This is a genomic window from Ihuprevotella massiliensis (assembly GCA_900095835.1).
Lineage (GTDB): Bacteria > Bacteroidota > Bacteroidia > Bacteroidales > Bacteroidaceae > Alloprevotella > Alloprevotella massiliensis.
In genome coordinates this window covers 1,158,244-1,184,811 of record LT608321.1, presented here as the reverse complement: position 1 = coordinate 1,184,811, position 26,568 = coordinate 1,158,244, and the positions used below count along the sequence as shown (strand labels likewise).

Annotated in this window: 14 protein-coding genes; 12 read left to right on the top strand and 2 right to left on the bottom strand. The window is 48.5% G+C overall.

The features are described from left to right. Nucleotides 1–14: 14 nt before the first annotated feature. The 5 genes from rplJ to BQ2633_RS04950 all read left to right on the top strand — a co-directional run bounded on the left by rplJ (nt 15) and on the right by BQ2633_RS04950 (nt 10,425). The gene (gene rplJ / locus BQ2633_RS04970) at nt 15–536 is read left to right on the top strand and encodes a 50S ribosomal protein L10 (protein WP_075565495.1); all 522 of its coding nucleotides are present in this window, start codon (nt 15–17) and stop codon (nt 534–536) included. A gap of 132 nt (nt 537–668) precedes the next feature. After that, nucleotides 669–1,043, top strand: a complete 375-nt coding sequence (rplL, locus tag BQ2633_RS04965; RefSeq protein ID WP_075565493.1) for a 50S ribosomal protein L7/L12 — start codon at nt 669–671, stop codon at nt 1,041–1,043. 301 nt (nt 1,044–1,344) lie between these two features. After that, nucleotides 1,345–5,190: a DNA-directed RNA polymerase subunit beta gene (gene rpoB / locus BQ2633_RS04960; RefSeq protein WP_075565491.1), complete on the top strand. Its 3,846-nt coding sequence runs from the start codon at nt 1,345–1,347 to the stop codon at nt 5,188–5,190. A gap of 36 nt (nt 5,191–5,226) precedes the next feature. Beyond that, the gene (rpoC, locus tag BQ2633_RS04955) at nt 5,227–9,483 is read left to right on the top strand and encodes a DNA-directed RNA polymerase subunit beta' (protein ID WP_075565489.1); all 4,257 of its coding nucleotides are present in this window, start codon (nt 5,227–5,229) and stop codon (nt 9,481–9,483) included. A gap of 216 nt (nt 9,484–9,699) precedes the next feature. Then, nucleotides 9,700–10,425, top strand: coding sequence for a methyltransferase domain-containing protein (locus tag BQ2633_RS04950; RefSeq protein ID WP_075565487.1), 726 nt, complete (start codon nt 9,700–9,702; stop codon nt 10,423–10,425). A gap of 1,219 nt (nt 10,426–11,644) precedes the next feature. Here BQ2633_RS04950 and BQ2633_RS04940 read toward each other — a convergent pair. Further along, nucleotides 11,645–11,983: a DUF3467 domain-containing protein gene (locus tag BQ2633_RS04940; RefSeq protein WP_075565483.1), complete on the bottom strand. Its 339-nt coding sequence runs from the start codon at nt 11,981–11,983 to the stop codon at nt 11,645–11,647. A 486-nt stretch (nt 11,984–12,469) separates the two neighbouring features. On the opposite strand from BQ2633_RS04940, the gene BQ2633_RS04930 reads away from it, so the two are divergent. From BQ2633_RS04930 to rplS, 7 genes are all read left to right on the top strand, one after another. Next, the gene (locus tag BQ2633_RS04930) at nt 12,470–13,906 is read left to right on the top strand and encodes an OmpA family protein (protein ID WP_075565480.1); all 1,437 of its coding nucleotides are present in this window, start codon (nt 12,470–12,472) and stop codon (nt 13,904–13,906) included. 265 nt (nt 13,907–14,171) lie between these two features. Beyond that, nucleotides 14,172–17,480, top strand: coding sequence for a leucine-rich repeat domain-containing protein (locus tag BQ2633_RS04925; RefSeq protein WP_075565478.1), 3,309 nt, complete (start codon nt 14,172–14,174; stop codon nt 17,478–17,480). Between the two features lie 405 nt (nt 17,481–17,885). After that, a complete protein-coding gene (gene rpsL / locus BQ2633_RS04920; protein WP_009752346.1) occupies nt 17,886–18,269 on the top strand; it encodes a 30S ribosomal protein S12 in 384 nt (127 codons plus the stop codon). 298 nt (nt 18,270–18,567) lie between these two features. After that, nucleotides 18,568–19,044, top strand: coding sequence for a 30S ribosomal protein S7 (gene rpsG / locus BQ2633_RS04915; protein WP_075565477.1), 477 nt, complete (start codon nt 18,568–18,570; stop codon nt 19,042–19,044). Nucleotides 19,045–19,076: 32 nt separating this feature from the next. Further along, complete coding sequence (gene fusA, locus BQ2633_RS04910) at nt 19,077–21,197, top strand: elongation factor G (protein ID WP_075565476.1); 2,121 nt, start codon at nt 19,077–19,079, stop codon at nt 21,195–21,197. Nucleotides 21,198–21,304: 107 nt separating this feature from the next. After that, nucleotides 21,305–21,610, top strand: a complete 306-nt coding sequence (gene rpsJ / locus BQ2633_RS04905) for a 30S ribosomal protein S10 (protein WP_009752343.1) — start codon at nt 21,305–21,307, stop codon at nt 21,608–21,610. Between the two features lie 627 nt (nt 21,611–22,237). Beyond that, nucleotides 22,238–22,600: a 50S ribosomal protein L19 gene (rplS, locus tag BQ2633_RS04900; protein ID WP_075565475.1), complete on the top strand. Its 363-nt coding sequence runs from the start codon at nt 22,238–22,240 to the stop codon at nt 22,598–22,600. A gap of 255 nt (nt 22,601–22,855) precedes the next feature. On the opposite strand, the gene BQ2633_RS04895 is transcribed toward rplS, so the two are convergent. Next, complete coding sequence (locus BQ2633_RS04895) at nt 22,856–26,464, bottom strand: Ig-like domain-containing protein (RefSeq protein ID WP_083233952.1); 3,609 nt, start codon at nt 26,462–26,464, stop codon at nt 22,856–22,858. Nucleotides 26,465–26,568: the final 104 nt, after the last annotated feature.

Genomic DNA, 26,568 nt, shown 5'->3' with positions numbered 1-26,568 from the left:
TTTGTTATCGCATCATGAGAAAAGAAGATAAAGCCCTTATCATCGAGCGTCTCGGTGAACAACTTAAAGAATATGCACACTTCTACCTCGTTGACGTAACGGGCTTGAATGCTGAAGCTACTAGCAACTTGCGTCGCAAGTGCTTCGCTGAAGGCATCAAGATGGTAGTCGTAAAGAATACCCTTCTCGAAAAGACTTTCGATAAGGCTGAAGTAGACTACAGTCCCCTCGTTCCCGTTCTCAAGGGTACAACGGCTGTAATGTTCTGCAACACAGCTAACGTTCCTGCTAAGCTTATTAAGGAAGCTGGTAAGGCTACAGGTATTCCCGCACTCAAGGCTGCTTACGCAGAAGAAGGTTTCTATGTAGGAGCAGAACAACTCGATGCCCTTTGCGCTATCAAGAGCAAGAACGAGGTTATCGCAGAAGTTATCTCTCTCCTCCAAAGCCCTGCCAAGAATGTTGTTTCTGCTCTTACCAGCGCAGGTTCTACTATTCACGGTGTGCTTGAAACCATCGGCAAGAAGAACGCTTAATTCTTGCGCATAGCTCACATTAGCTATAGCTCAAATTGCCCTCAATCTTTTTCTGCTGCACTACAAATGTCAAATGCAGACGGAAGAAGTTGAGATTTCACACAAAACTCAAATCAATAAATACATACAATTATGGCAGATATCAAAGCCCTTGCAGAAGAACTTGTGAATCTTACTGTAAAAGAAGTAAACGAACTTGCAACTGTCCTCAAGGAAGAGTACGGTATTGAACCCGCTGCTGCAGCTGTTGCTGTTGCTGCTCCTGGTGCAGCTGGTGCTGCTGCCGCTGAAGAGAAGAGCTCTTTCGACGTTGTTCTCAAGAGCGCAGGTGCTGCTAAGCTCCAAGTCGTTAAGGCTGTGAAGGAAGCTTGCGGTCTCGGTTTGAAGGAAGCTAAGGACCTCGTTGACGGTGTTCCTAGCAAGCTCAAGGAAGGTGTAGGTAAGGAAGAAGCTGAAGCACTCAAGAAGGCTCTCGAAGAAGCTGGTGCTGAAGTAGAACTTGCTTAATTCAAGTCTACCCTCCCAATAGGGAATACGGTTAAGGATCCTCTGGTAGAGGGTTCTTAACCTTTTTGTGTCTTATCGCGAAGTACGTCACTTTGATGTGCTTTCAAGGACTTTCTGCTTCTTGTGATTGTCTTTGGAAGAAGCTTACAACGTCTTGATTGTTTGTTAGTTTGTTTGTTATCATCCTGTCAGTTGTAGTTTTCACGAAGCACAGATGTGTCGTTCTTTCGTAAGACAAGGTCTCAAGCGGCTGATACCTGCTTGAGGTCACCAATAATAATTTAAGATAAAGACTTCTAGAATGTCGCAAGTAATCAATAATCGTGTCAACTTCGCGTCGGTAAACAATCCGATGCCGTATCCCGATTTCCTCGACGTCCAGTTGAAATCATTCAAGGAATTCCTCCAATTGGATACTCCTTTTGAACAACGTAAGAACGATGGCTTGTACAAAGTGTTTGCTGAAAACTTCCCCATCGCAGACACTCGCAACAACTTCGTCCTTGAGTTTTTGGACTACTATATTGATGCTCCCCGTTACAGCATTGAAGAGTGCTTGGAACGTGGTCTCACCTATAGCGTGCCCCTCCGTGCAAAACTCAAGTTGTTCTGCACTGACCCCGATCACGAAGAGTTTGAGACGGTGGAACAAAGCGTCTTCCTCGGTCCAATCCCCTACATGACCGACAATGGTACGTTCATCATCAATGGTGCTGAACGCGTTGTTGTGTCACAGTTGCACCGTTCACCTGGTGTATTCTTTGGATCGAGCGTACACGCTAACGGCTCTCAACTCTATAGTGCACGTATCATTCCTTTCAAGGGAAGCTGGATCGAGTTTGCAACGGATATCAACAGCGTGATGTATGCTTACATTGATCGTAAGAAGAAGTTGCCCGTTACTACGTTGCTTCGTGCCATCGGTTATGCTAACGACAAGGACATCCTGTTGCTCTTTAATCTTGCAGAAGAAGTTAAGGTCAACAAGACCAACCTCAAGAAGGTAATCGGCCGCAAGGTTGCGGGTCGTGTTGTTCGCACTTGGGTAGAAGACCTCGTAGACGAAGGCACTGGTGAAGTTGTTTCTATCGAACGTTCTGAGATTATCGTAGATCGTGAAACCACATTGGATGAAGACAACATCGTTGACATCATCGAATCTGGTGTAGATACAATTTTGCTCCACCACGAAGATGCTTCAAACAGCGATTACTCTATCATCTTTAACACGCTCCAAAAGGACGCAACTAACTCTGAGCGCGAAGCTGTGATGTATATCTACCGTCAGCTCCGTAACTCAGACCCTGCTGATGAAGCAAGTGCTCGCGAAGTTATCAACAATCTTTTCTTCTCAGAAAAGCGTTATGACTTGGGTGAAGTAGGTCGCTACCGCATCAACAAGAAGTTGGGACTCGACACAGACTTCGATGTTCGCGTATTGACTCGTGAAGACATCATCGAAATTATCAAGTATCTCGTTGAGCTCATCAACTCTAAGGCACAAGTAGACGACATCGACCACTTGTCTAACCGTCGTGTGCGCACCGTTGGCGAACAACTCTCCAACCAATTCTCTATCGGTTTGGCACGTATGAGCCGCACTATCCGTGAGCGCATGAACGTTCGTGACAACGAAGTCTTCACTCCCGTAGAGCTCATCAACGCAAAGACCATTTCCAGTGTGATCAACTCGTTCTTCGGTACGAACGCTTTGTCACAATTCATGGACCAAACCAACCCCTTGGCTGAAGTAACGCACAAGCGCCGCCTTTCTGCACTTGGTCCTGGTGGTTTGTCTCGTGAGCGTGCCGGCTTCGAGGTGCGTGACGTACACTACACTCACTATGGTCGTCTCTGTCCTATTGAAAGCCCTGAAGGACCAAACATTGGTTTGATCTCTTCTCTCTGCGTATATGCTAAGATCAACGACCTCGGCTTCATCGAAACCCCTTATCGTGTCATCGAAAACAGTGGTGAGAAGGATGCTGAAGGCAACGATATTTATAAAGTAAATCTTGACAACAGCACTGCAGTGTATCTCAGTGCTGAAGAAGAAGAAGGCAAAATCATCGGTCAGGGTAACGCACCCTTGAACGAAGATGGCAGCTTCATCCGTAAGACGGTTAAGAGCCGTCAAGATGCTGACTATCCCGTGGTTCCCCCTGCGGAAGTGCAGCTCATGGACGTAGCTCCTCAGCAGATTGCCTCAATCGCAGCAGCTTTGATTCCCTTCTTGGAGCACGATGACGCTCACCGTGCACTCATGGGATCTAACATGATGCGTCAGGCTGTGCCTCTCATTCGTTCCGAAGCACCTATCGTCGGTACAGGTATTGAGAAGCAAGTCTGCGAAAACAGCCGTACGATGATCACCGCAGAACGTGATGGTGTAATCGATTACGTTGATGCCACTAAGATTGTTATCACCTACGATCGCACCGAGGACGAAGAGTTTGTAGCCTTCGAACCTGCCACTGTAGAGTACAACATTCCTAAGTTCCGTCGTACCAACCAGAACATGACCATCGACCTTCGTCCAACTTGCGACAAGGGACAACGTGTCAAGGCTGGTGACATCCTCACCGAAGGTTATGCTACAGAAGATGGCGAACTCGCATTGGGTCGCAACCTCCTCGTTGCTTATATGCCTTGGAAGGGATACAACTATGAAGATGCTATCGTGCTCAACGAACGTATGGTGCGCGAAGATATCCTCACCTCAGTACACGTCGATGAGTACTCCCTCGAAGTGCGCGAAACCAAGCGCGGTATGGAGCAGCTCACCAACGACATCCCCAACGTGTCAGAAGACGCTACCAAGGATCTCGACGAAAATGGTATTGTTCGTGTCGGTGCTCGCATCGTTCCTGGCGATATCCTCATCGGTAAGATCACTCCAAAGGGAGAAAGCGACCCCACTCCAGAAGAAAAGTTGCTTCGTGCCATCTTCGGTGAGAAGGCAGGCGATGTGAAGGACGCTTCTTTGAAGGCCAATCCTTCTCTCTCTGGTGTTGTTATCAACAAACGCCTCTTCAGCCGCGTTCACAAACTCTCTCGTGCAGAAAAGCTCAAAGACAAAGAACGTCTTGAGAAAATTGACAATAAGTTCGATAGCGAAACCAACGAACTCAAGAGCATCATGCTCGATAAGCTCGTTGCCCTCACCAAGGACTTCACCTCTCTCGGTGTGAAGGACAACATCGGTGCAGAAGTTATCGCCAAGGGTGCTAAGTTCTCTAAGAGCCTCTTTGCGACTCTCGACTTCACTGCGCTCGAGTTGGAAAACTGGACGGGTGATGCTCGCATCGACGGCATGATTCGTGCACTTGTCATCAACTATCTCCGCAAATTCAACGAGATGGATGCCAAGCGTATGCGCGAAAAGTATGCCATCACCATCGGTGATGAACTCCCCAGTGGTATCATCCAGATGGCTAAGGTCTACATCGCTAAGAAGCGTAAGATTGGTGTCGGTGATAAGATGGCAGGTCGTCACGGTAACAAGGGTATTGTCTCTAAAATCGTGCGTCAAGAAGATATGCCATTCCTCGCAGATGGTACTCCCGTCGACATCGTGCTCAACCCCCTCGGTGTGCCTTCTCGTATGAACATCGGACAGGTGTTTGAAGCCGTACTTGGTTACGCTGGTAAGAAGCTCGGTCTCAAGTTTGCTACCCCCATCTTTGACGGTGCACACCTCGAAGACCTCTGTGAATGGACCGACAAAGCCGGTCTTCCCCGCTACTGCGCAACTCAGCTTTATGACGGTGCCACCGGTGAAGAATTCGACCAAAAGGCAACCGTTGGTGTGACCTACATGCTTAAGCTCGGTCACATGGTAGAAGACAAGATGCACGCACGTTCTATCGGACCTTACTCTCTCATCACTCAGCAACCTCTTGGTGGTAAAGCACAGTTTGGTGGTCAGCGTTTCGGAGAGATGGAAGTCTGGGCAATCGAAGCCTTCGGTGCTAGCCACGTGCTTCAAGAAATCCTCACCATCAAGTCCGATGATGTCACCGGCCGTTCCAAGGCTTACGAAGCTATCGTTAAGGGTGATTCCATGCCAACTCCTGGCATCCCCGAATCACTCAACGTGTTGCTCCATGAGCTCCGTGGTCTCGGTCTCAGCATCTCGCTCGACTAATCACAAGCATCTTTCTCACCCACATATATTTCAGTTATGGCTTTCAAGACAGACAGAAAGATAAAAACTAACTTCACCAAGATTACCATAGGCTTGGCTTCTCCTGAAGAAATTCAGGAGAACTCCTATGGTGAAGTATTGAAACCCGAAACCATCAACTACCGCACCTACAAGCCCGAGCGCGATGGACTTTTCTGCGAACGCATCTTCGGTCCTACCAAGGACTATGAGTGCCACTGCGGAAAGTATAAGCGCATCCGCTACAAAGGCATCGTCTGCGACCGTTGTGGTGTGGAAGTGACCGAGAAAAAGGTGCGTCGTGAGCGTGCTGGACACATCCAGTTGGTCGTGCCTGTAGCACACATCTGGTATTTCCGCTCTCTTCCCAACAAGATGGGCTATCTCCTCGGTATCCCCACCAAGAAGCTCGATCAAATCATCTACTACGAACGTTATGTTGTCGTACAACCTGGTGCTCTTGCAGATGATTTCGCAGTCAACGATTTGTTGACCGAAGACGAATATCTCGATGCTTTGGCTAAGCTCCCCCGTGATAATCAATATCTCGAGGACAGCGACCCCAATAAGTTCATCGCAAAAATGGGTGCAGAGGCGATCCTCGACCTTTTGCAACGCATCGACCTCGACAGCCTCTCCTATGAGCTCCGCGACCGCGCCAACAGCGATGGTTCTGTAGCTAAGAAGAACGATGCCCTCAAGCGTCTCCAAGTCGTAGAGTCTTTCCGTGCCTCTAAGGATCGCAACAAGCCCGAGTGGATGATCATGAAGATTATCCCCGTCACTCCTCCCGAGCTGCGTCCCCTCGTTCCCCTCGATGGTGGCCGTTTCGCCACTTCCGACTTGAACGACCTCTATCGCCGCGTGCTCATTCGCAACAATCGCCTCAAGCGTTTGCTCGAAATCAAGGCTCCCGAAGTCATCCTCCGCAACGAAAAGCGTATGCTTCAAGAAGCAGTGGATAGCCTCTTCGACAACAGCCGCAAGAGTAGTGCAGTGAAGAGCGAAAGCAACCGCCCCCTCAAGTCCCTCTCCGACTCATTGAAGGGTAAGCAAGGTCGCTTCCGTCAAAACCTCCTTGGTAAGCGTGTCGACTATTCTGGTCGTTCCGTTATCGTTGTAGGTCCCGAACTCAAGATGGGAGAATGTGGTCTTCCCAAGCTCATGGCAGCAGAGCTCTATAAGCCCTTTGTCATCCGCAAGCTCATCGAGCGCGGTATCGTGAAGACCGTGAAGAGCGCGAAGAAGATTGTCGATCGTCGCGACCCCATCATCTGGGACATCCTCGAACTCGTCATGAAGGGACACCCCGTGTTCCTCAACCGTGCTCCATCGCTTCACCGTCTCTCCATCCAGGCGTTCCAGCCCAAGATGATTGAAGGTAAGGCTATCCAGCTCCACCCCTTGGCATGTACTGCATTTAACGCCGACTTCGACGGTGACCAAATGGCAGTCCACCTCCCCCTCTCCAACGAAGCCATCTTGGAGTCACAAATGCTCATGCTCCAGAGCCACAACATCCTCAACCCTGCCAACGGTGCACCTATCACAGTGCCCTCGCAGGACATGGTGCTCGGTCTCTACTACATCTCTAAGCTCCGTCCTGGTGCGAAGGGCACTGGTCTCACCTTCTACGGACCTGAAGAAGCCATCATCGCCTACAACGAAGGTAAGGTTGCGATGCACGCCCCTGTCAAAGTGTTGGTAGACGACATCAATGAGAATGGTCTCCCCATCCGTCACTTGGTGGAAACTTCTGTAGGTCGTGTCATTGTCAACGAAGTCATTCCTAGCGAAGTAGGTTTTGTTAATACCATCATCTCTAAGAAGTCTCTCCGCGACATCATCACCAAGGTCATCAAGTGCGTTGGTATGACCCGCGCTTGCGAATTCCTCGATGGCATCAAAAACCTCGGTTATCGCAAGGCATACGAAGGTGGTCTTTCGTTCAACCTCGACGATATCATCATTCCTAAGGAAAAGGCTGAAATCGTGAAGGCTGGTAACGACCGCATCGAACAAATCATGGGTGACTATGGTATGGGTTTCATCACCGACAACGAGCGTTACAACCAAGTTATCGACACTTGGACCAAGGTGAACAGCGACATCAAGAGCACCCTCATGAAGCAAATGACCGAAGCCGACCAAGGTTTCAACGCAGTCTTCATGATGCTCGACTCTGGTGCTCGTGGTAGCGCCGATCAGATTGCTCAGCTCGCTGGTATGCGTGGTTTGATGGCGAAGCCCCAAAAGGCAGGTGCCGACACCCGTTCTACGATTGAAAACCCCATCCTTTCTAACTTTAAGGAAGGTATGTCCGTGTTGGAGTACTTTATCTCTACCCACGGTGCGCGTAAGGGTCTTGCGGATACCGCTTTGAAGACTGCCGACGCAGGTTACCTCACTCGTCGTCTTGTAGACGTGTCACACGATGTCATCATCAACGAAGAAGACTGCGGCACCCTCCGCGGACTCGTTTGCACCGCATTGAAGAATGGTGAAGAAATCGTTTCTTCCCTCTCTGAGCGCATCCTCGGTCGCGTTTCTGTTCACGACATCGCACACCCCGAAGATGGACACATCCTCGTGCACAGTGGTGAAGAAATCACTGAAGCCATCGCAGCAGCTATCGAGGCTGCAGGCATCGAAGAAGTGGAAATCCGTTCCGTGCTCACCTGCGAAAGCCGTCATGGTGTCTGCATGAAGTGCTACGGTCGCAACCTCTCTACCTCTAAGATGGTACAGAAGGGTGAAGCTGTGGGTGTCATCGCTGCACAATCCATCGGTGAACCTGGTACACAGCTCACACTCCGTACGTTCCACGCCGGTGGTATCGCCGGTGGTGCTGCTGCCAACGCAACTATCGTGGCTAAGAGCGACTGCCGTGCTGAATTCGACGAACTCCGCACTGTAGACGTGATGGGTGACGACGGCACTCCCGGCAAGGTGGTTGTTTCTCGACTCACCGAAGTTCGCTTCATCAACGAGAATACAGGCATCGTCCTTTCTACCCAAAACGTACCTTACGGCTCACAACTCTTCGTCAACGATGGGCAGAGCATCTCTAAGGGAACTGTGGTGGCTAAGTGGGACCCCTTCAACGCCGTTATCGTTACCGAAGTGGCTGGTCGCATTGTCTTCGAAGACGTGCGCGAAGGTGTCACCTACCGTGTCGAAGAAGACGAAGCTACTGGTCTCCGCGAACGCATCATCATCGAATCTAAGGAACGTGGTGTAGTGCCTACTGCGCACATCGTCAACGAAAGTGGCGAAACGCTCCGCACTTACAACTTCCCCATCAACGGTCACTTGTCTGTCGAAGACCAACAAGTGCTCAAGGCGGGTGACGTCATCGTCAAGATTCCTCGTGTGGTCGGTTCTGCTGGTGACATCACCGGTGGTCTGCCTCGTGTGACTGAGCTCTTCGAGGCGCGCAACCCATCCAACCCCGCTGTCGTTTCTGAAATCGATGGTGAAATCACCATGGGTAGCATCAAGCGCGGTAATCGTGAAATCATCGTGACTTCTAAGCTCGGTGAAATCAAGAAGTATCTCGTGCCTCTCTCCAAGCAAATCTTGGTACAAGAGAACGACTACGTTCGCGCTGGTACGCCTCTCTCCGATGGTAGCATCACTCCTGGCGACATCCTTGCCATCCAGGGTCCTACCGCCGTTCAGGAATACATCGTCAACGAGGTGCAAGACGTTTATCGTTTGCAAGGTGTAAAAATCAACGACAAGCACTTTGAAGTTATCGTGCGTCAGATGATGCGCAAGGTGCAGATCAACGAAGCTGGTGACACCCGCTTCCTCGAATCTCAAATCGTCGACAAAAACGACTTTGCAGAAGAGAACGATCGCATCTGGGGTAAGAAAGTCGTTGTGGACCAAGGCGATTCTGAAACAATGAAGAAGGGTATGATTGTAACGGCTCGTAAGCTCCGTGACGAAAACTCACAGCTCAAGCGCCGCGACCTCAAGCCCGTAGTTGTTCGCGATGCCGTGCCTGCCACCTCTACCCAAATCCTGCAAGGTATCACTCGTGCAGCCCTCCAGACCAAGTCCTTCATGTCAGCAGCATCCTTCCAAGAAACCACTAAGGTGCTCAACGAAGCTGCTATCTCTGGTAAGACGGACTACCTCGAAGGTATGAAGGAAAACGTCATCTGCGGTCACCTCATTCCTGCCGGTACTGGTCTCCGCGAGTTCAACCGCATCGTTGTGGGTGACATGGACGACTACCAAACCTCTGAAGAGAAGTCTGAAGACTAATCTCTCTCACATTTCGCCCCTTGTGGGCTAAACCTCCCGACACTCCCCACTGAGTCCTCCACTTGGTGGGGAGTGTTTTTGTTTTTCCTCCCTTTCATCGACCGCTGCTCCTGCGTCTTGTCACGCCTGCCGTTGTTCCATTTCACTGCAATGAAATGCAGGAAGAGCATCACAGCTCGCGCCGACACGGAGTAGCCCCTTCATCCTTTTCCAACTATGACCCTCTCTCCCCAACATGATCCGATGGGACAAGCCGTGCTCGACTATTTGCAAAATGGACAGGCAGAATCCATCGCGGTGCATTCCACGATATTTGACGATGATGAGATTCCTGTGTCGCATCTCTTCAGAACTTTCACCGAGATGCCGCCCCTAGAGCGTGCTGCGCTGAGCCATGCTTGCGGCAGAGTGCTCGATGTGGGTGCCGGAGCCGGATGCCATGCTCTTGCCCTTCAAACCCAAGGGCACGAAGTGGTGTCTATTGATGTGAGTCCGGGGTGTGTGGCTGCCATGCGCCAACGCGGATTGCAGCAAGTGCAACTGGCAGATTTCTTCACCGATGATTTTGGCAAAGACTATGATACCATTTTCATGCTCATGAACGGTCTGGGCATCTGCGGAGGTCTCAACGAGCTCCCAGCCTTTTTTGCACGCCTAGATGAACTGCTGGCTCCTGGTGGTAGCGTCATCACCGATGCTTGCGACTTGTCCTACATCTACGAAGATGAAGACGGTTTTCTCGACCTCACTGGGGTGGAAGGCTACTATGGCGAGGTGGACTATCGCATGAGCTATGGAGCAATGGAAGGCGAACCCTTTAATTGGCTCTACATTGACCGCGAGACGCTGGTGGCAGAAGCTGCGCGCCATGGTTATAGCGTCGAAGTGCTTCGCGAAGACGCTGATAGCACTGCCTATTTGGCGCGCATCACGAAGAACTGAGGGCAAGTCCTCTGGTGAGGAAGTATATGGTGTTGGCTTAGTGCCGTGAAAGAAGATAGAGTGGGGGAGCGCGGCTTCCTCACTTTTTTGTGAGCGGTGTTTTTCTGCCTGTGGCTCCCTATAAGTATATGGGAGGATATGAGGGCAAAGTGATAAAAAATCGCAGAAAACTGCATTTTTTTCTTGAGCCATAGTGTAAAATGATAGGTAGAGATTGCAATATGTAGTGATAATGAGTTTTATTGCCAGCATAGAGAGTGAGTTGCGAAATCAGCTGAGCAGCATCCCTCGCTTGCCTCTGCGCTTGCATCCTCTGTCATGACACCAAGTCAAAAGGGGACATTTGCCCGTCACCACGTGTTTTTCATGCGTTTTCTCAATCAATTTTGTTTCTCCCTTAGCTTTCATTGTTTGAGGGGCTTTTCCCTCACGTTTTTTGATGCGGTTTCTCACGCGCGCGTACATGCGCGCCTTCCCTGCGATTTCCACTTTTTTGCTTTCACAACCTTCACACGTGTCCTGTTTCAAACTCGAAAAATCGGGTTGCTGTAGTCACGGGAAACCAGTGCCGAAAATCTCGAGGCTATGTCCCTTTTCAAGGAGGAACTCGTTGTTTTGTTAAAATATGTCCGAAAAGTGCTTGTTACGACTTGATACAAAGAAGGTTACGCGGAAATCTGTGAAGGTTGTGAAAGCAAAAAGGCATAAATTGCAGGGTGCGCGTGCGCGCGCCCGCGCAAGGGGAGAGGATTGCAACACTTTTTAAGGCTGTGTTTTCGCGCTTCCTTGCCAGGCTTTCCAGAGGAGAGATTTTCTAGGTAAAGTATTGCAGCGGAATGCTCCATGCCGCTTGCTCAATCGTCCGTCGCTTAGAAATAAAGCTCCGTTGTTCAGAAAAAAAACTCCCACGTTTTTTGAAAAATCTCCATCGTTTTCGAGAAAATCTCCCACGTTTTTGAGAAAATCTCCATCATTTTTTTAGTCCTCTCCTACGTATTGAGCTACACTTCTTCTGAAGGGGAGAGAGCAATCATGAATTTCTGAGGTTTCAAATTCGATGTGTTGAAGCGAGGAAGCCCTTTATGATTGACATCTTCAGAATTAATTCGTCTTCAGCGCAGCAGTATTCGTTGGGAGCCAAAAAAATCCCACTCATCGCAGGATGAATGGGATACTTTTATCGTTCAGCGCAGTGCTGACTACCGCATCAAGGACGCAATTAAGCGTTGCCTTCGGGCAAACCGAAAGGAGTAGCAGTGCGGCCAATGCCTTCGGGTTGAGCAGCTTCAGGAGCGCCACCAAGTTGAATCGTGCCAAATTGTTGCTCGTAGTTCACTACATTTTCTTGAAGCGCGAAAAGGAGACGCTTAGCGCTTTCGGGAGAGAGGATTTGGCGGTTGTTCACGCGAGCTTGGGGCAAACCGGGAAGAGCTGCCACGAAATCGATGACAAATTCTTGGTTGCTGTGGTTGATGATTGCCAAGTTGCTGTAGTTGCCGTTGGCTACTTCGGGAGTCAGCTCGATTTGGAGCTGTTGAGGAGCTTGTTCTTGTGCCATGATGTGGTCAAGTTATTAGGATGATAAATGTGAATTCTAGTAGGGTGACAAAACTTCCGAACGGCACAGCCTCTAGTGCGTGCATTGCGCGTTGGATGTCGTCGAATTGTAATTTTGCAATTTCAGTGCCAAAGCGAAACACTGTCATTGCATGACAAACAATCATAAGCAAATATAGCACGAAACAGCGAATTGAGCAAACGAAGTGCAAGAAATCTCTGTAATAATTTGGATTTCTCTTAATTACCCCGTAATTTTGCAAATGAGGAATTGTGTCCCTATGTGCCGTGGCAACTATGGCGCTTAGATATGACGACAGTGTACTTGTTTTGGCTCTTCCTCTCACCCAGAAATGCGTGATGGATGTAGTAAACTCCTTGACGTCATAGCGCATTTGCTTGAAGGGTGTGAGGCTATGTGCAGGCGATGCGCTATGATATCCTCACAGAAGCCTTGAAAGAAGGCGATATATAGAATTATAGTTTTATGAAAAGACTGCTCTTTACCCTGTTGGCTGGCACGACACTCGTTGGTGCACGTGCGCAATACACCGCTTTCCCTAAATTTTCGGACAACTGGTCTGTTACTGTAGCAGGGGGAGTCGTGCATCCCCTTATTTACGAACCTCAACCCAAACTCCTCACACCAACTCTCACAGTAGGGATGAAGAAACAGCTCACCTCGGCTTTTTCTCTCGGTGTGGACGTGGATTATGTGTCTTGGAACAACAAGCTCTCTCTTACACGTTACGAGCGTTCGCAAGTGCATCTGGTGGGTAGCCTGAACTTGGGCAATCTCTTTGCTGGAAGTGTGGGACGACCCCGATTGTTTGAAGTCGAAGTAAAGGGTTCTGCCGGATGGGGACATATTTTCAATAAATCGCGCCGCAACAGTTTTGATGCCAACTATTTGGTGAGCAAGTGGGGTATAGATTTTACTTGTAATTTTGGTGCCCATCGACGTTGGGGCATCGGTGTGCGCCCTGGTGTGCGTTTCGACTTACGCAATGATGGGGCAGTAAATTATGAGAGTTTTAATGCTAATCGCGCAGAGTTTGACCTCTCTCTTGGAGTCACTTATCGTTTGGGGGCAAAGCGGACTCTTGCCCTCTGTCAGCTAGTGCCTGCACCTATTGCGCCTGTTGCTCTGGTGAATGAGCCTGTGGTGTCTGCACAGGTGGCTAACGCTCCAGCTGTGGTGAATGCCCCAGTGGAAACTCCCACCCCTGTCGTGTCCACTTCTACTACTGTTTCCAACGCCCCTGTTGTTCCAGTTGAGACACAACCCGTGCTTGAGGCGGCAACAGCTGCTCCCACTACGCTTGATGGGTTAGCTTTAGGAGTACCCATGACGGATGATAAAAAAGTGATGCAATTCTTCTTGAAAGAAATGGCGAATCGCGATGTGCTCCTCGCTACCCAGAAGCAGCGCATCGCGCAACTCGAGTTGCTTTTGGCAAAAATAGTCGCCAATCCTCAGACGATGCCCTTGATTGCTCCCATAGCTGAGACCACTCCAGCTACCACAGCCACTGGCGTGACAACATCACCAGCTGTGACTTCTGCTCCTGCGACTGCACAGACTACGGCTAAAGTAGTGCATAAATTAGAAACTATCATCAGCTTTGGTGTGGGACGTGTCGTGGTCGATGCACCTCAGTTTCCTAATGTGGAGCGTGTGGCAGCTTACTTGAAGTCCCACCCTCGTGCGCGTGTGGAGGTCCGCGGATATTCTTCTCCCGAAGGTCCGCTTGCTACCAACATACGCATTGCAAAGCAACGTGCGGAAGCCGTTAAGAATCTGTTGATTGCACAATATGGCATTTCTAAAAATCGCATCGATGCAGATGGCGGCGGAGTAGGTCATCTTTTCCGTGAATCCGAATGGAACAGCGTGGCAATTTGCACCGTCTTTGAAGATTAGAGGGTGAGATTTTATTATAAAACTTTCGATTCGTGGTGTTGTACTCATCCTTGAAGTTTTGTCTTTTTTGTTGCTCGAAATGGCAAGAAAGGGGATAAAATAGAGAAAAATCAACATAAAACAACAGAGAATGACCATATATTTTGGTCATTCTCTGTTTTATTTGTAACTTTGCTCCCGATTAGAGACTATACGCAAGGTGCTATAGTTTTCTTATTCTACAGCGTGTAGAGTAAATTGAAAAAGCTTATCTATCGAATAATCAATGACTAAATCTTTGACTCTTCTCACTTCTTTTCTTGCTCCATGCACGAATGGTGTGTTGCGTAGTTTTATCGCAATATGCCTTCTTGGTGTAGGTGCGCAACTTCCTGCGCAGACTAGAGTAGCTTCAGAAAAGGTCACAAGTAACCTCCATCAGCGCGTGAAACTTTTGCGTAGCGTGAATGGTGGTAAACTATATTTTCAATTAGCTCCTGAATTGCCTTCGCGTGTGGAGCGTGAACACTGGCCCATTATCTTCTACACCACTCTTAATGACGAGGGTGAAGAGGTGCAGGTGATGGAGAATATGACTTCCTATACATATATGGAGGTCGATATCCCTGCTGGAAAGAATGAAGTAAAAGTAGCTGGTGAAGATGGAATCTGGGGTGTTGAAGCGTTTAAAGCGAAAATTAACGCCTTGGAACTCGAGACTCCTGCTTTGCGTTTGCTCTCAATGAGAAACAATGAATTGCATACACCAACAGAAGGTGCAGGGCGATTCATTCTACCTACTCTTCCCAATCTCGAAAACATAGATGTCTCTCACAATAACTTGACCAAGTTGGACTTGAATGGGAGTGCATCTTCTTTGAAGCGTGTGATTGCCTTGGGTAATGGCTTGGTGAATGAAGATTATAGTAATTTGACCAGTCTTACCGTTATGAGTCTTCAAGGTAATAAACTGGAACACATTAAAGTACCTAGTACATTTGTTGCCCAGCAGCAAATTTTCAGTGCATCTCGTTGGCAGAGAGAAGAACCGGGCCAGCGAACGGATTATGAAAATGATTTAGCAAATCTTGATATTAATAATTATGATGCTGACTTTTTCCAGAATTTGAAGTCGGAATTAGATCTCTCAGTGAATAATTTGAAAATCTCCACTTTGCCAAAAGTGCCGGTTGGGTTAGATATGGCCCTGGATGGTAAAATTGGATATACAAACCGTCCTAGATTTAATGTTGCAGCACAGCGTCGCTTTGTTATTCCTCAGACAGAGTATAAACTGCAGCAAGAGATTGATTTAAGCTCTGAGCTAAAAGCTTATGCTCAAGATGGTACTGAGCATAAAACTCAGTACATTTGGTATGTCGAAAAGAATGCAGGAACTGACGCATATGTAGAGGTTGATCCTGCAGACTATGAGGTCGTAAATGGTGTGACGAAATTTAAGCGTGGCTTTGGACGTGATGCTAAAATTTTTGCGATGCTTTATAATAAGGCATTTGATACTTCCGTCAGAAGGCCAGAACAAACTTCTACTGATGTCTTTCAAGTCGGTTTGTCTAGCTTTGAACCTAATGCGTCAGCAGGTAATCATGCTAATGGTTACATGTACACCACCGAGCAGCCAAGTGGTAATCCGTATGTTATTCAAGAATTAAGTCAGGTTGGCCCACCGCTTGTGTCGTCTTATGAAGCAGAATTGGTTGGTGCTATATTCTTTAATATTACCCCATATCCTTTCTATAGAACGGTAGTAGAAGATGCTAGACCCACTCAAGGTGGTGATAGAGCTCGCTTTTATCGCACGAATGTGATTACGCTGAAGGGTAACTATTGGTATGGCTTTGAAGACAATGTTTGGAATAACGAGAAAAACTGGACGATGCGCTATGTGCCACCAACCACAGAAGATGAGTATGCAGCATTGACCGATAAGTCTGAGGCAAACGTAGAATTTGCTACTGAAGATAATTATGGATCCAATGCCATTCGTGATCTTTGGACTGATGGTGTTGGTCGTGTAGTTCAGAACTATATCAACTATTCGCCTAAGGCTTTGGCTGTGCAACCTACTACACAGTTAATCATTAAGGATGAGGTTAAAGGCCGTGAGCTTTATGATGGTGATTTTGGACAAGCTATACTCCGTGTAAAGGGAGGATATGACTTTATGTCAAGTAATGGTACGTTGATTGTTGAATCGCAGAAGCCTGCGGAAGCAGATGTTGAGTTCGCAACTAGAAGTCATAGCAGAGGCAATGGTTTGCTCCGCGCTGGCTGGCAATACTTTGGTGTGCCTGTAGACGAAGTCGATGATGCTGACTATAACACGAAGTCTAATGTCTTTGGCGATGAAATAGTGCGTAAATATAATCGCACACTACAGGTTCCTAATAGCGATGAAAAGTGGGAAGCTCTAGCATCTAATGAATTGCTGATACCTGGCGTAGGTTATGAAATTACCACTGCAACTCCCAGTCGATACACCTTTAAGGGTAAGTTGATTTATGGAAATGACACTGATGTTGATGGTTCTGCAATCTATAACTTCCCAATCGATGGTTCGCCTGTTGGCACAAACTACAACGATATCAACATCCTCGGCAATCCATTTACCGCTGCAATGGATATTTCGAAGTTTAAATATGAGGATGATAACAAACTTGTAAAAACGTTCTATCTGTTTAATACAGGTTCACGCGAGAATTGGCTTGCGCGTGATGGTGCTAACACTACAGGCGATAGATCAGGTCAGTACACTGCGGCTATTCCTGCTGGATTGGCAGGCTATGTAGAGGATATGCCCTCGGAGATTCCATCTCTCAGCTCATTCGCTGTCAAGGCCAATGCTCAGACAACAATATCCTATCGTTATAAGGATGTTATGCAGTCGGAGACGGCAAACCGTGCTCGTCGCAGAGATGTTGAGGGTTCACACCTGGCTTCGCTCATGGTAGATGTAGCTTCTGAGAAGTCTATGGACAGACTCTGGCTCGTGGAGCATGAAGAGGCTACTGATGCCTTCGATAATGGTTTCGATGGTGAAAAGATGCTCAGCGCAGGTGCTGCACAACTTTATGCCGAAGAAAGCAAGAATCTGCAAGTGAAGACCACCAATCGCTTGAAGCGTACGGATCTCAGCTTCGTTCCCGCGGATAAGGCTGGACGCTACGAACTCAAGTTCCATCTCAAGGGCTTCAAGGCTAGCGATGAGTTTGTGCTTCTCGACAAGCGTACAGGTGAAGAAACCCCCATCAACGATGGTGATAAGTATAGCTTCGTGGCTGATGTCAACGATAAGCCACAGCGCTTCGCCATCCTCCGCAAGGGTAGTTCTATGGATAGCGCTGCTGAAGCAGGATTCACTGTGGTAGCAGATGCTCAGCGCAATATCGAAGTGGTGAATGCAACCACCGAAAGCGGTGACGTTCTCGTGGTTGATGCGGCTGGTAAGTCCATCGCTCGCTTCACACTCGCAGCTGGTGCTCGCAAGAGTGTCCAAGTGAACATTCCTGGTGTTTATGTCGTAAAGGCTGAAAATGCTCAAAGTCGTTTGTCACAATCTGTACTTGTTCCTTAATCGAACAAAGATGATTGTTCAAATGCTACAATAGAAAAAGCGTGAGTGCTGACTCGTTCAGTACTCACGCTTTATTTTGTTGTCTGCTGCTGGGGAAGATGTCTTAGTTGGTCAAAGTCTTGAATAGTGTGTGTTGATGCAAGTGTGATGGATGTGGTGGTGTGTTCAGGGAATGGCTGGTTTGAAATCTCCACCCGCGGAAATGGAGCGATTGTCGAAGGAAATGTGGAATATGCAAGAGCGCGTGTAATAAAAGACTATAAATAGTTGGCTACGCCAGAAAAAAACGCTAACTTTGCACCTCAAAGGGCTTAGTATGCACTAAAGCCTGGTGAAAAAGCAGTGCAATCTGCTCCTAAAACTCGCAACAAAATCAACAATATAAACAATTAAAAAACAAACAAAATGCCTACTATTCAACAACTTGTACGCAAGGGTCGTTCAGTAGCTGCCGAGCAATCAAAGTCTCCAGCTTTGGAAAACTGCCCCCAGCGTCGTGGTGTTTGCGTGCGCGTTTACACAACCACGCCTAAGAAACCAAACTCTGCTATGCGTAAGGTAGCACGTGTGCGCTTGACCAACGGTAAGGAAGTCAACTCTTACATCCCAGGTGAAGGTCACAACCTCCAAGAGCACAGCATCGTTCTCGTTCGCGGTGGTCGTGTAAAGGACCTTCCTGGTGTGCGCTATCACATCGTTCGCGGTACTCTCGATACTGCTGGTGTAGCAAACCGTACTCAACGCCGCTCCAAGTATGGTGCGAAGCGTCCTAAGGCTGCTAAGAAATAATCAGCCTTAATTGATGGTGCGAAGAGTAATCAGTTGCGGTGCTCCTACTAAATTGAGCAATGCCACAACGATGAAGGACTGCTTTGAATAAGTGCAACACTCGATGATACTCATGCGCAGTGTTTGCCTTAAGCATTCAATTCGTGACCATTTAGCGTATTTATTTTACAACTAAGTATTGGTTGGCAAAGGTTGAGTAAGCTCTTCATTGATGTGCACTCATTAAGTTTGATAAGCGTGCACTCCGAAGGTGCTGAAGACACATTGCAGCCTCTTACAAAACCAAAAAACAAAACTCATGCGTAAAGCAAAACCAAAGAAGCGCCTGATCCTTCCTGATCCCGTGTTTGGCGACCAAAAAGTATCTAAGTTCGTAAACCACCTCATGTATGATGGTAAGAAGAACGTGAGCTACGAAATTTTCTACTCTGCTCTCAAACTCGTAGGCGAAAAGATGAGCGGCGAAGAAAAGAGTGCACTCGAAATCTGGAAGACTGCTCTCGATAAGGTAACTCCCCAAGTGGAAGTAAAGAGCCGTCGTATCGGTGGTGCTACTTTCCAAGTTCCTACAGAAATCCGTCCTGATCGTAAGGAATCCGTTTCTATGAAGAACCTTATCTCTTTCGCTCGCAAGCGTGGTGGTAAGACTATGGCAGACAAGCTCGCTGCTGAAATCATGGACGCTTACAACGAACAAGGTGGTGCTTTCAAGCGTAAGGAAGAAATGCACCGTATGGCAGAAGCTAACCGCGCATTCGCACACTTCCGCTTCTAATTTAGCACATCGCACAATAGCATACAAACAAAATGGCAAAGCAAGATCTCCATTTGACGCGCAATATCGGTATCATGGCGCACATCGATGCCGGTAAGACCACCACGTCTGAGCGTATCCTTTTCTACACTGGTAAGACGCACAAGATTGGTGAAGTGCACGAAGGCGGCGCAACCATGGACTGGATGGAACAAGAGCAAGAACGTGGTATCACGATCACTTCTGCTGCTACCACCGCTTTTTGGAACTTCCGCGGCACTCAATACAAGTTCAACCTCATTGACACTCCGGGACACGTTGACTTCACCGCTGAAGTAGAACGCTCACTCCGTGTGCTCGATGGTGCTGTCGCTACTTATTGCGCAGTAGGTGGTGTTGAACCTCAGTCTGAAACTGTTTGGCGTCAGGCTGACAAGTACAACGTACCTCGTATCGGTTATGTGAACAAGATGGACCGTTCTGGTGCTAACTTCTTCGAAGTAGTGCGCCAAATGAAGGACGTCCTCGGTGCAACTCCTTGCGTTATCTCTGTGCCCATCGGTGCTGAAGAAAAGTTCAAGGGTATCGTTGACCTCATCCGCATGAAGGCTATCCTTTGGCACGATGAGACAATGGGTGCTGAATATGACGTAGAAGATATCCCCGCTGAACTCGTTGACGAATGCAACGAATGGCGCCAAAAGATGATCGAACTTGCTGCAGAGCAAGACGAGACTCTCATGGAGAAGTTCTTCGATGATCCCGATAGCCTCACTGAGGAAGAAGTGGTTGCTGCTATCCGTAAGGGTACGCTCGCACTCGACATCGTTCCTATGACCTGCGGTTCTTCGTTCAAGAATAAGGGTGTACAAACTCTCCTCGACTATGTCGTAATGTTCCTCCCTTCTCCACTTGATACTCCTGCTATCGAAGGTGTAAACCCTGACACTGGTGAAACTGAAACTCGTGAGCCTTCTGAAGATGAAAAGACTTCTGCGCTCGCGTTTAAGATTGCTACTGACCCCTACGTTGGTCGTCTCACCTTCTTCCGCGTTTACTCGGGTAAGGTAGAAGCTGGTTCTTACGTTTACAACGTACGTTCTGGTAAGAAGGAACGCGTTTCTCGCCTCTTCCAAATGCACTCTAACAAGCAGAATCCTGTTGAAAAGATTGGTGCTGGTGATATCGGTGCAGGTGTAGGTTTCAAAGATATCCGCACTGGTGATACCCTCGCTGAAGAAGGTGCTCCTATCGTACTCGAATCTATGGATTTCCCCGATCCCGTTATCGGTATCGCAGTTGAACCTAAGACTCAAAAGGATCTCGATAAGCTCTCTACTGGTCTTTCTAAGCTCGCTGAAGAAGACCCCACCTTCACTGTGAAGACTGACGAACAAAGCGGTCAAACTGTGATTTCTGGTATGGGTGAGCTCCACCTCGATATCATCATCGACCGTCTCCGTCGTGAGTTTAAGGTGGAAATCAACCAAGGTAAGCCCCAAGTAAACTACAAGGAAGCTATCACGAAGACTGTAAACCTCCGCGAAGTCTACAAGAAGCAATCTGGTGGTCGCGGTAAGTTCGCTGACATCATCGTGAACGTTGGTCCAGTAGATGAGGACTTCAAGGAAGGTGGTCTCCAGTTCGTGAACAAGGTGACTGGTGGTAACATTCCTAAGGAATTCATCCCCTCTGTACAGAAGGGCTTTGAGAACGCTATGAAGAGCGGTGTCCTCGGTGGCTTCCCCCTCGATAGCCTCAAGGTTGAACTCCTCGACGGTTCTTTCCACCCCGTTGACTCTGACCAACTCTCCTTCGAAATCGCTGCTCTCCAAGCTTACAAGAATGCTTGCGCACAAGCAGGTCCTGTACTCATGGAGCCCATGATGAAGCTCGACGTTATCACTCCTGAAGAAAACATGGGTGATGTGATCGGTGACTTGAACAAGCGCCGTGGTCAAGTGGAAGGTATGGAAAACAGCCGTTCTGGTGCTCGCATCGTGAAGGCTACTGTACCTCTCGCAGAAATGTTTGGTTATGTGACTGCGCTCCGTACCATCACTTCTGGTCGTGCAACTTCTTCTATGCAGTATGACCACCACGCTCCTGTTTCTAGCGGTATCGCTAAGGCTGTACTCGAAGAAATGAAGGGTCGTGTAGATCTCATCAAATAATCCTGATTGAGATTTTAATCCTAAAAACAACTTTCCGCACTCGGCAGGTGGGATAGCGAACGACTCTTATCCCACCTCCGCCGATACGGAGCAAATTCAATACAACAATGAGTCAAAAAATTCGTATCAAGCTCAAGAGCTACGATCACACTCTCGTAGAAAAGTCTGCTGAGAAGATTGTTAGCAACGTAAAAGCTACTGGCGCTATCGTTAGCGGTCCAATTCCTCTCCCCACTCGCAAGCGTATCATCACTGTGAACCGCTCTACCTTCGTTAACAAGAAGAGCCGCGAGCAATTTGAGGTTTCCACTTACAAGCGTCTCATCGACATCTACAGCTCTAACCCCAAGACTATCGATGCTCTCATGAAGCTCGAACTTCCTTGTGGTGTTGAAGTTGAAATCAAGGTGTAGTCTTACGCTTGAATCAGCTTGAACAATGAAGCTTATCCGCAGTTCCTCTCCAGGAGCTGCGGATTTTTTTGTCTTTCTACACCTCCTATTCTTCTTGAATACTTCATCCTCTGGTTCGATGTTCTTGGCTTCCTCACCAGCTTCCTCTCCAACTTCTTTTCAGCTTCCCCAGCTTCAACTTCGTTTTATCGTTCTTGGTGTGAAGCATTGATGCTTCACAACAAGTAGCTCGTGCGTATAAATGCCTGTCCCATTCGTTGTCCCATTTGTTCTCTCATTTTGTCATCTCATTTGTTGTCTCCTTTGCTGTCTCATCTGATGTTTCATTTTCCCGCCTCATCTGATGTCTCTTTACCCGTGTTATGTCGTATGCAGCGCGCAAAGTGAGAGAAAAAGAACGTAACCTGCTGATTTTCGTCGAGAAAACTTGTACACTCCAGAGAAAAGCCGTAACTTTGCCGTGCTTTTCCGCTCAACCGCTGCAAGGCGCACCGAAAGCACCCTAATCCGTACGAGTTGCGCTCTTTTGAGAGCAAAGTCAGCTCATAGGATGAACGGCTTCGGCGCAGTAGAATCCGAACATGTTGGGCTGGGGCGATTAACAATTTCAAAATCAAGCATTACACAATGGCTGATCTCATTAAAATTGCTGAAGAAGCATTTGCTACTGGCAAGCAACACCCCTCATTCAAGGCTGGTGACACTGTAACTGTAGCTTACAAAATCGTCGAAGGTAACAAGGAACGCGTACAGCTCTACCGCGGTGTTGTCATCAAAATCGCAGGTCACGGCGAAAAGAAGCGTTTCACTGTGCGCAAGATGTCTGGTACTATCGGTGTAGAACGTATCTTCCCCCTCGAGTCTCCCGCTATCGAGAGCATCGAAGTGAACAAGGTGGGTAAGGTTCGTCGCGCTAAGCTCTACTACCTCCGTGCCCTCACTGGTAAGAAGGCTCGTATTAAGGAAAAGCGTACCGCTACTAAGGCGTAAGACGTCTCGTCCTAAGCGACTTTCACTCCGCCGCGCTTTCAGCTACCTTGCGCTAGCATTAAAAGCAAAGCTATCGAGTGAAGAAAATCACAAAGTCCGCGTCCAAACTCAGGTTTGGCACGGACTTTTTTGTATCTTTTCGGGTATGGCTGTGCCTAATTGAGGCAAGGATATTTGCCGAAAAAGAAATCCCCTGCCACGTCACTTCCTAGAGTGATTGTGGCAGGGGAGAGTTTTCATCAGAGAAAGCCGTCATTAAGGTTGAGCGAGAAGTACTTTGTAACTGCGTTGTGCCACTTTGAGCAGCAATACTTGCGGCATCTGAGGGAAGACTATTCGTAGTGGTTCGCCATAACTTTTCACTTGATGAAGCAGACGACCTTGCACGTCTAGTATGCGCAACCATTGTCCACTGGGCACTTGTTTGACGACTAAGGTATTGCCGTCCACCCTCACCTGAGGTGCGACATCAGCCGCCACCGCTTTTTTAAGAGCAGTGGGAGGCACAATTTCGATGCGACAACTTGCTTCTTGTTTTGAGCCATCCCGTGCTTGCGCCGTTATCGTAGCACTACCTGTTTTTAGAGCTTCAAAACTACCTGCTTCCAAGTGTTTCAATAGCAGTGGGTCAGAAACCGACCATAGCAAAGTTCTATTTGTCGCATTCTTGGGTAAAACATCAGCGGTCACCGTGAAATGTTCGCCAACAGCTACGGTATCTTTCTCGAGTTTGAGCGAAATCGCTTGAACCAAACGAGGTTTCACCACCACTTTACACTCCGCTGTGATGCCGCTGCCGTCCACAGCTTCAGCACGAACGAGGGCTTCACCCACTTTCTTCGCTAGAATGACTCCAGTGTTGGAGAGAGAAATCGCATCACCGCTCACAAGTTTCCAAATCACGTTGCGATTGGTGGCATTCTCGGGCATTGCAGTAGCAGTGAGCGTAAAGGAATCCCCAACGACGAGGACTTTCTGCGTGGCATTGAGCGAAATCGCCTGTACCAAACGAGGTTTCACCACCACTTTACACTCCGCTGTGATGCCGCTGCCGTCCACAGCTTCCGCACGAACGAGGGCTTCCCCCACTTTCTTCGCTTGGATGACTCCAGTGTTGGAAAGAGAAATCGCATTACCGCTCACGAGTTTCCAAATCACGTTGCGGTTGGTGGCATTCTCGGGAGAGAGTGTAGCAGTGAGCGTGAAGGAATCCCCAATGATGAGGACTTTCTGCGTGGCATTGAGCGAAATCGCCTGTACCAAACGAGGTTTCACCACCACTTTACACTCCGCTGTGATGCCGCTGCCGTCCGCTGCTTCCGCACGAACGAGGGCTTCTCCCACTTTCTTCGCTTGGATGACTCCAGTGTTGGAGAGAGAAATCGCATCACCGCTCACGAGTTTCCAAACTATATTGCGGTTGGTGGCATTCTCGGGCATTGCAGTTGCCGTGAGCGAGAAGGCATCGCCAATGATGAGCTCTTTCTGCGTGGCATTGAGAGAAATCGCCTGCACCAAACGAGGTTTCACCACTACTTTGCACTCTGCTGACACTCCGCTACCATCCACAGCTTCCGCACGAACGAGGGCTTCCCCCACTTTCTTCGCTTGAATAACTCCAGTGTTGGAGAGAGAAATCGCATCACCGCTCACCAGTTTCCAAACTATATTGCGATTGGTGGCATTCTCAGGCATTGCAGTTGCCGTGAGCGAGAAGGCATCGCCAATGATGAGCTCTTTCTGCGTGGCATTGAGCGAAATCGTCTGCACCAAACGAGGTTTCACCACCACTTTGCACACTGCTGTGATGCCGCTGCCGTCCGCTGCTTCCGCACGAACGAGGGCTTCTCCCACTTGCTGAGCCGTGAATTGTCCAGGTGCAGCAGTTGGTTTCAAGATATTCTCAGGCGTGATTTTCCACTTCAGCGTAGCATTAGTTGCGTTCTCGGGCAATACCTTAGCCGCGATTTGCAACGATTCTCCCACAACAACCGAAGAGGCAGAAGGATTGAGTGTGATTTGTTGCACCTTCACTTCCTTTGGAGTTTCAGGAGTTTCAGGAGTTTCTGCCACTTCACGCTCAATGAACTGCTGTCCGCCATATACTTCTCCGCCTTGTTGCACCCTCCACGTGCGAATGGTCATGTTGCCTTCTGTCGTCTCAGAAAAAGTGGGTTCAACAGCAGCATTATTCACCTTCGCTGTGACTTGTGGAGCTGGAGGAAGTGGAGCATCGGCAGCAAGTTTGAGGTAGTTGTTCGTGGGAAGACCTTCAAAAGTAACTGGAGATTTCACCACCTCTATACCTCCATCCACTAGCGCATTGTTGCTGAGGTCATAATACTGGAAATCGTCGTCGATGGTTTCTAGGCGAATCAAACCCTTACCCGCAAACCAGATGTTGAAATAGGTGGAGAACTTCTCCATCAACTTTTGAGGAAGGTACACCTCGCACTCCCCATCGTTGGCAGTGCTAGGCACCAGAACGTGAGAGAATGTCTCGCCAAAATCATCGGACATCACGACACGCACCTTGCTACCTCCCTTGAAGAAGGTCTTATCCACCGACCATTTCAGCGTGAGCTTCTGCCCCATGGCATATTGCGACGCAATGTTGGAAGTAATCTTGAAAGGAGTGGCGTTGACCACTTTGACCTTCGCGATGTAGCCATCATAGAGCGGTGCTTGTTTCTTTGCTATCGCCTCTTCCACAGGGAGCGCATCGCTCACACTGAGCCAAAACTGATAGTTGCCTACGGGGATTTCGTCAGAATTGGCAATCATACTTGCTCCACCATAGCGACGACCGAAGGAGAGTTTGGCATCGTGCTGCGGAGGAAAAACGGGGAATGTGGCAGGGTTTCCGGAATGGCAGCCAAATTGGTTGAAAGCATAGAGCAATGAAGACTGTTCGGCATCGGTGGCATAGACGGGAATGGTGAAAAAGGTGCCTTTGGGGACACGATATTCCGCGCGCATCTTCGAGCGATCTATGCGCGGCGCCGTGTTGGTGGGAGAGGTGTGCTTAGCAGCGGCTGGAAGTTTGAAGTCACTAGCCTTGGTGACTGGGTGCATCATACGCAGACTCTCCAAACTGATGAAGTCTTCTTTGTAAGGATATCCATAACTCATCATGGATTGTCCTGATTTGGGCTCGGTGCAACGACCCACTAAGCCTGCGCCGCCGACAAAGGGATGGTCTGCCCCGAAAAGGTGGCCGAGTTCGTGACCGATGGTAATCATTTCTTGTGAATTGACAATCGCCCATCCTTTGCGATCTTGAAAATTCACTCCACCAGGACTGGCTAATCCTTGCAAAGCACCACCTTCTATATAATTCACTACAATGCCGATGTCGTAGGCATCAGATCCGATGGCTGCATTGATGAGTTTTGTGCCCGCGTCATAAGCATACGAGCCCTTATAAGACTTCTCAATCAGTCGCTCGTCTTGCACGATGGTGAAGCGCACCCCCAAATCGCGCACGTAGATATTATTGAGAAAAGTCTCGAGTTCTTTCCAGAAGGCTTTGACTTTAGAAACATCTTGATTGAGTTGCTCCGATCGAAAGCCTTCATTGGCCATGTAGACTGCCAAGCGATATTCGCGAAAAACACCATCACTAATCGTGGGGGCGGTGGTGGCATTGTTCACCCCACGCACGGCAAAGACGGAATGTGAAGTAGAGGAGCGTTGCTCCGCTGAATCATCGTTGGGAGTTGAAACATTCACCCCACAAAAGCAACGAGGTTGCTGCGAAGGGAGAGTAATTGCGCGCTTCTGTGCCGTTGCCGGGGAAGAAAATCCGAGGGTAGTAAAAGCCACTCCGACACAAAACCGTGAGAATCTGAAGAACGTGTTCATAGAAGAGAGAGTTTATTAGATACAAAGTTAGGGAATTATCACGAAGAAAGGGCGAAAAGCAAGATATATATGCAAAGAATAGGAGCATAATTCCGTATAAATTC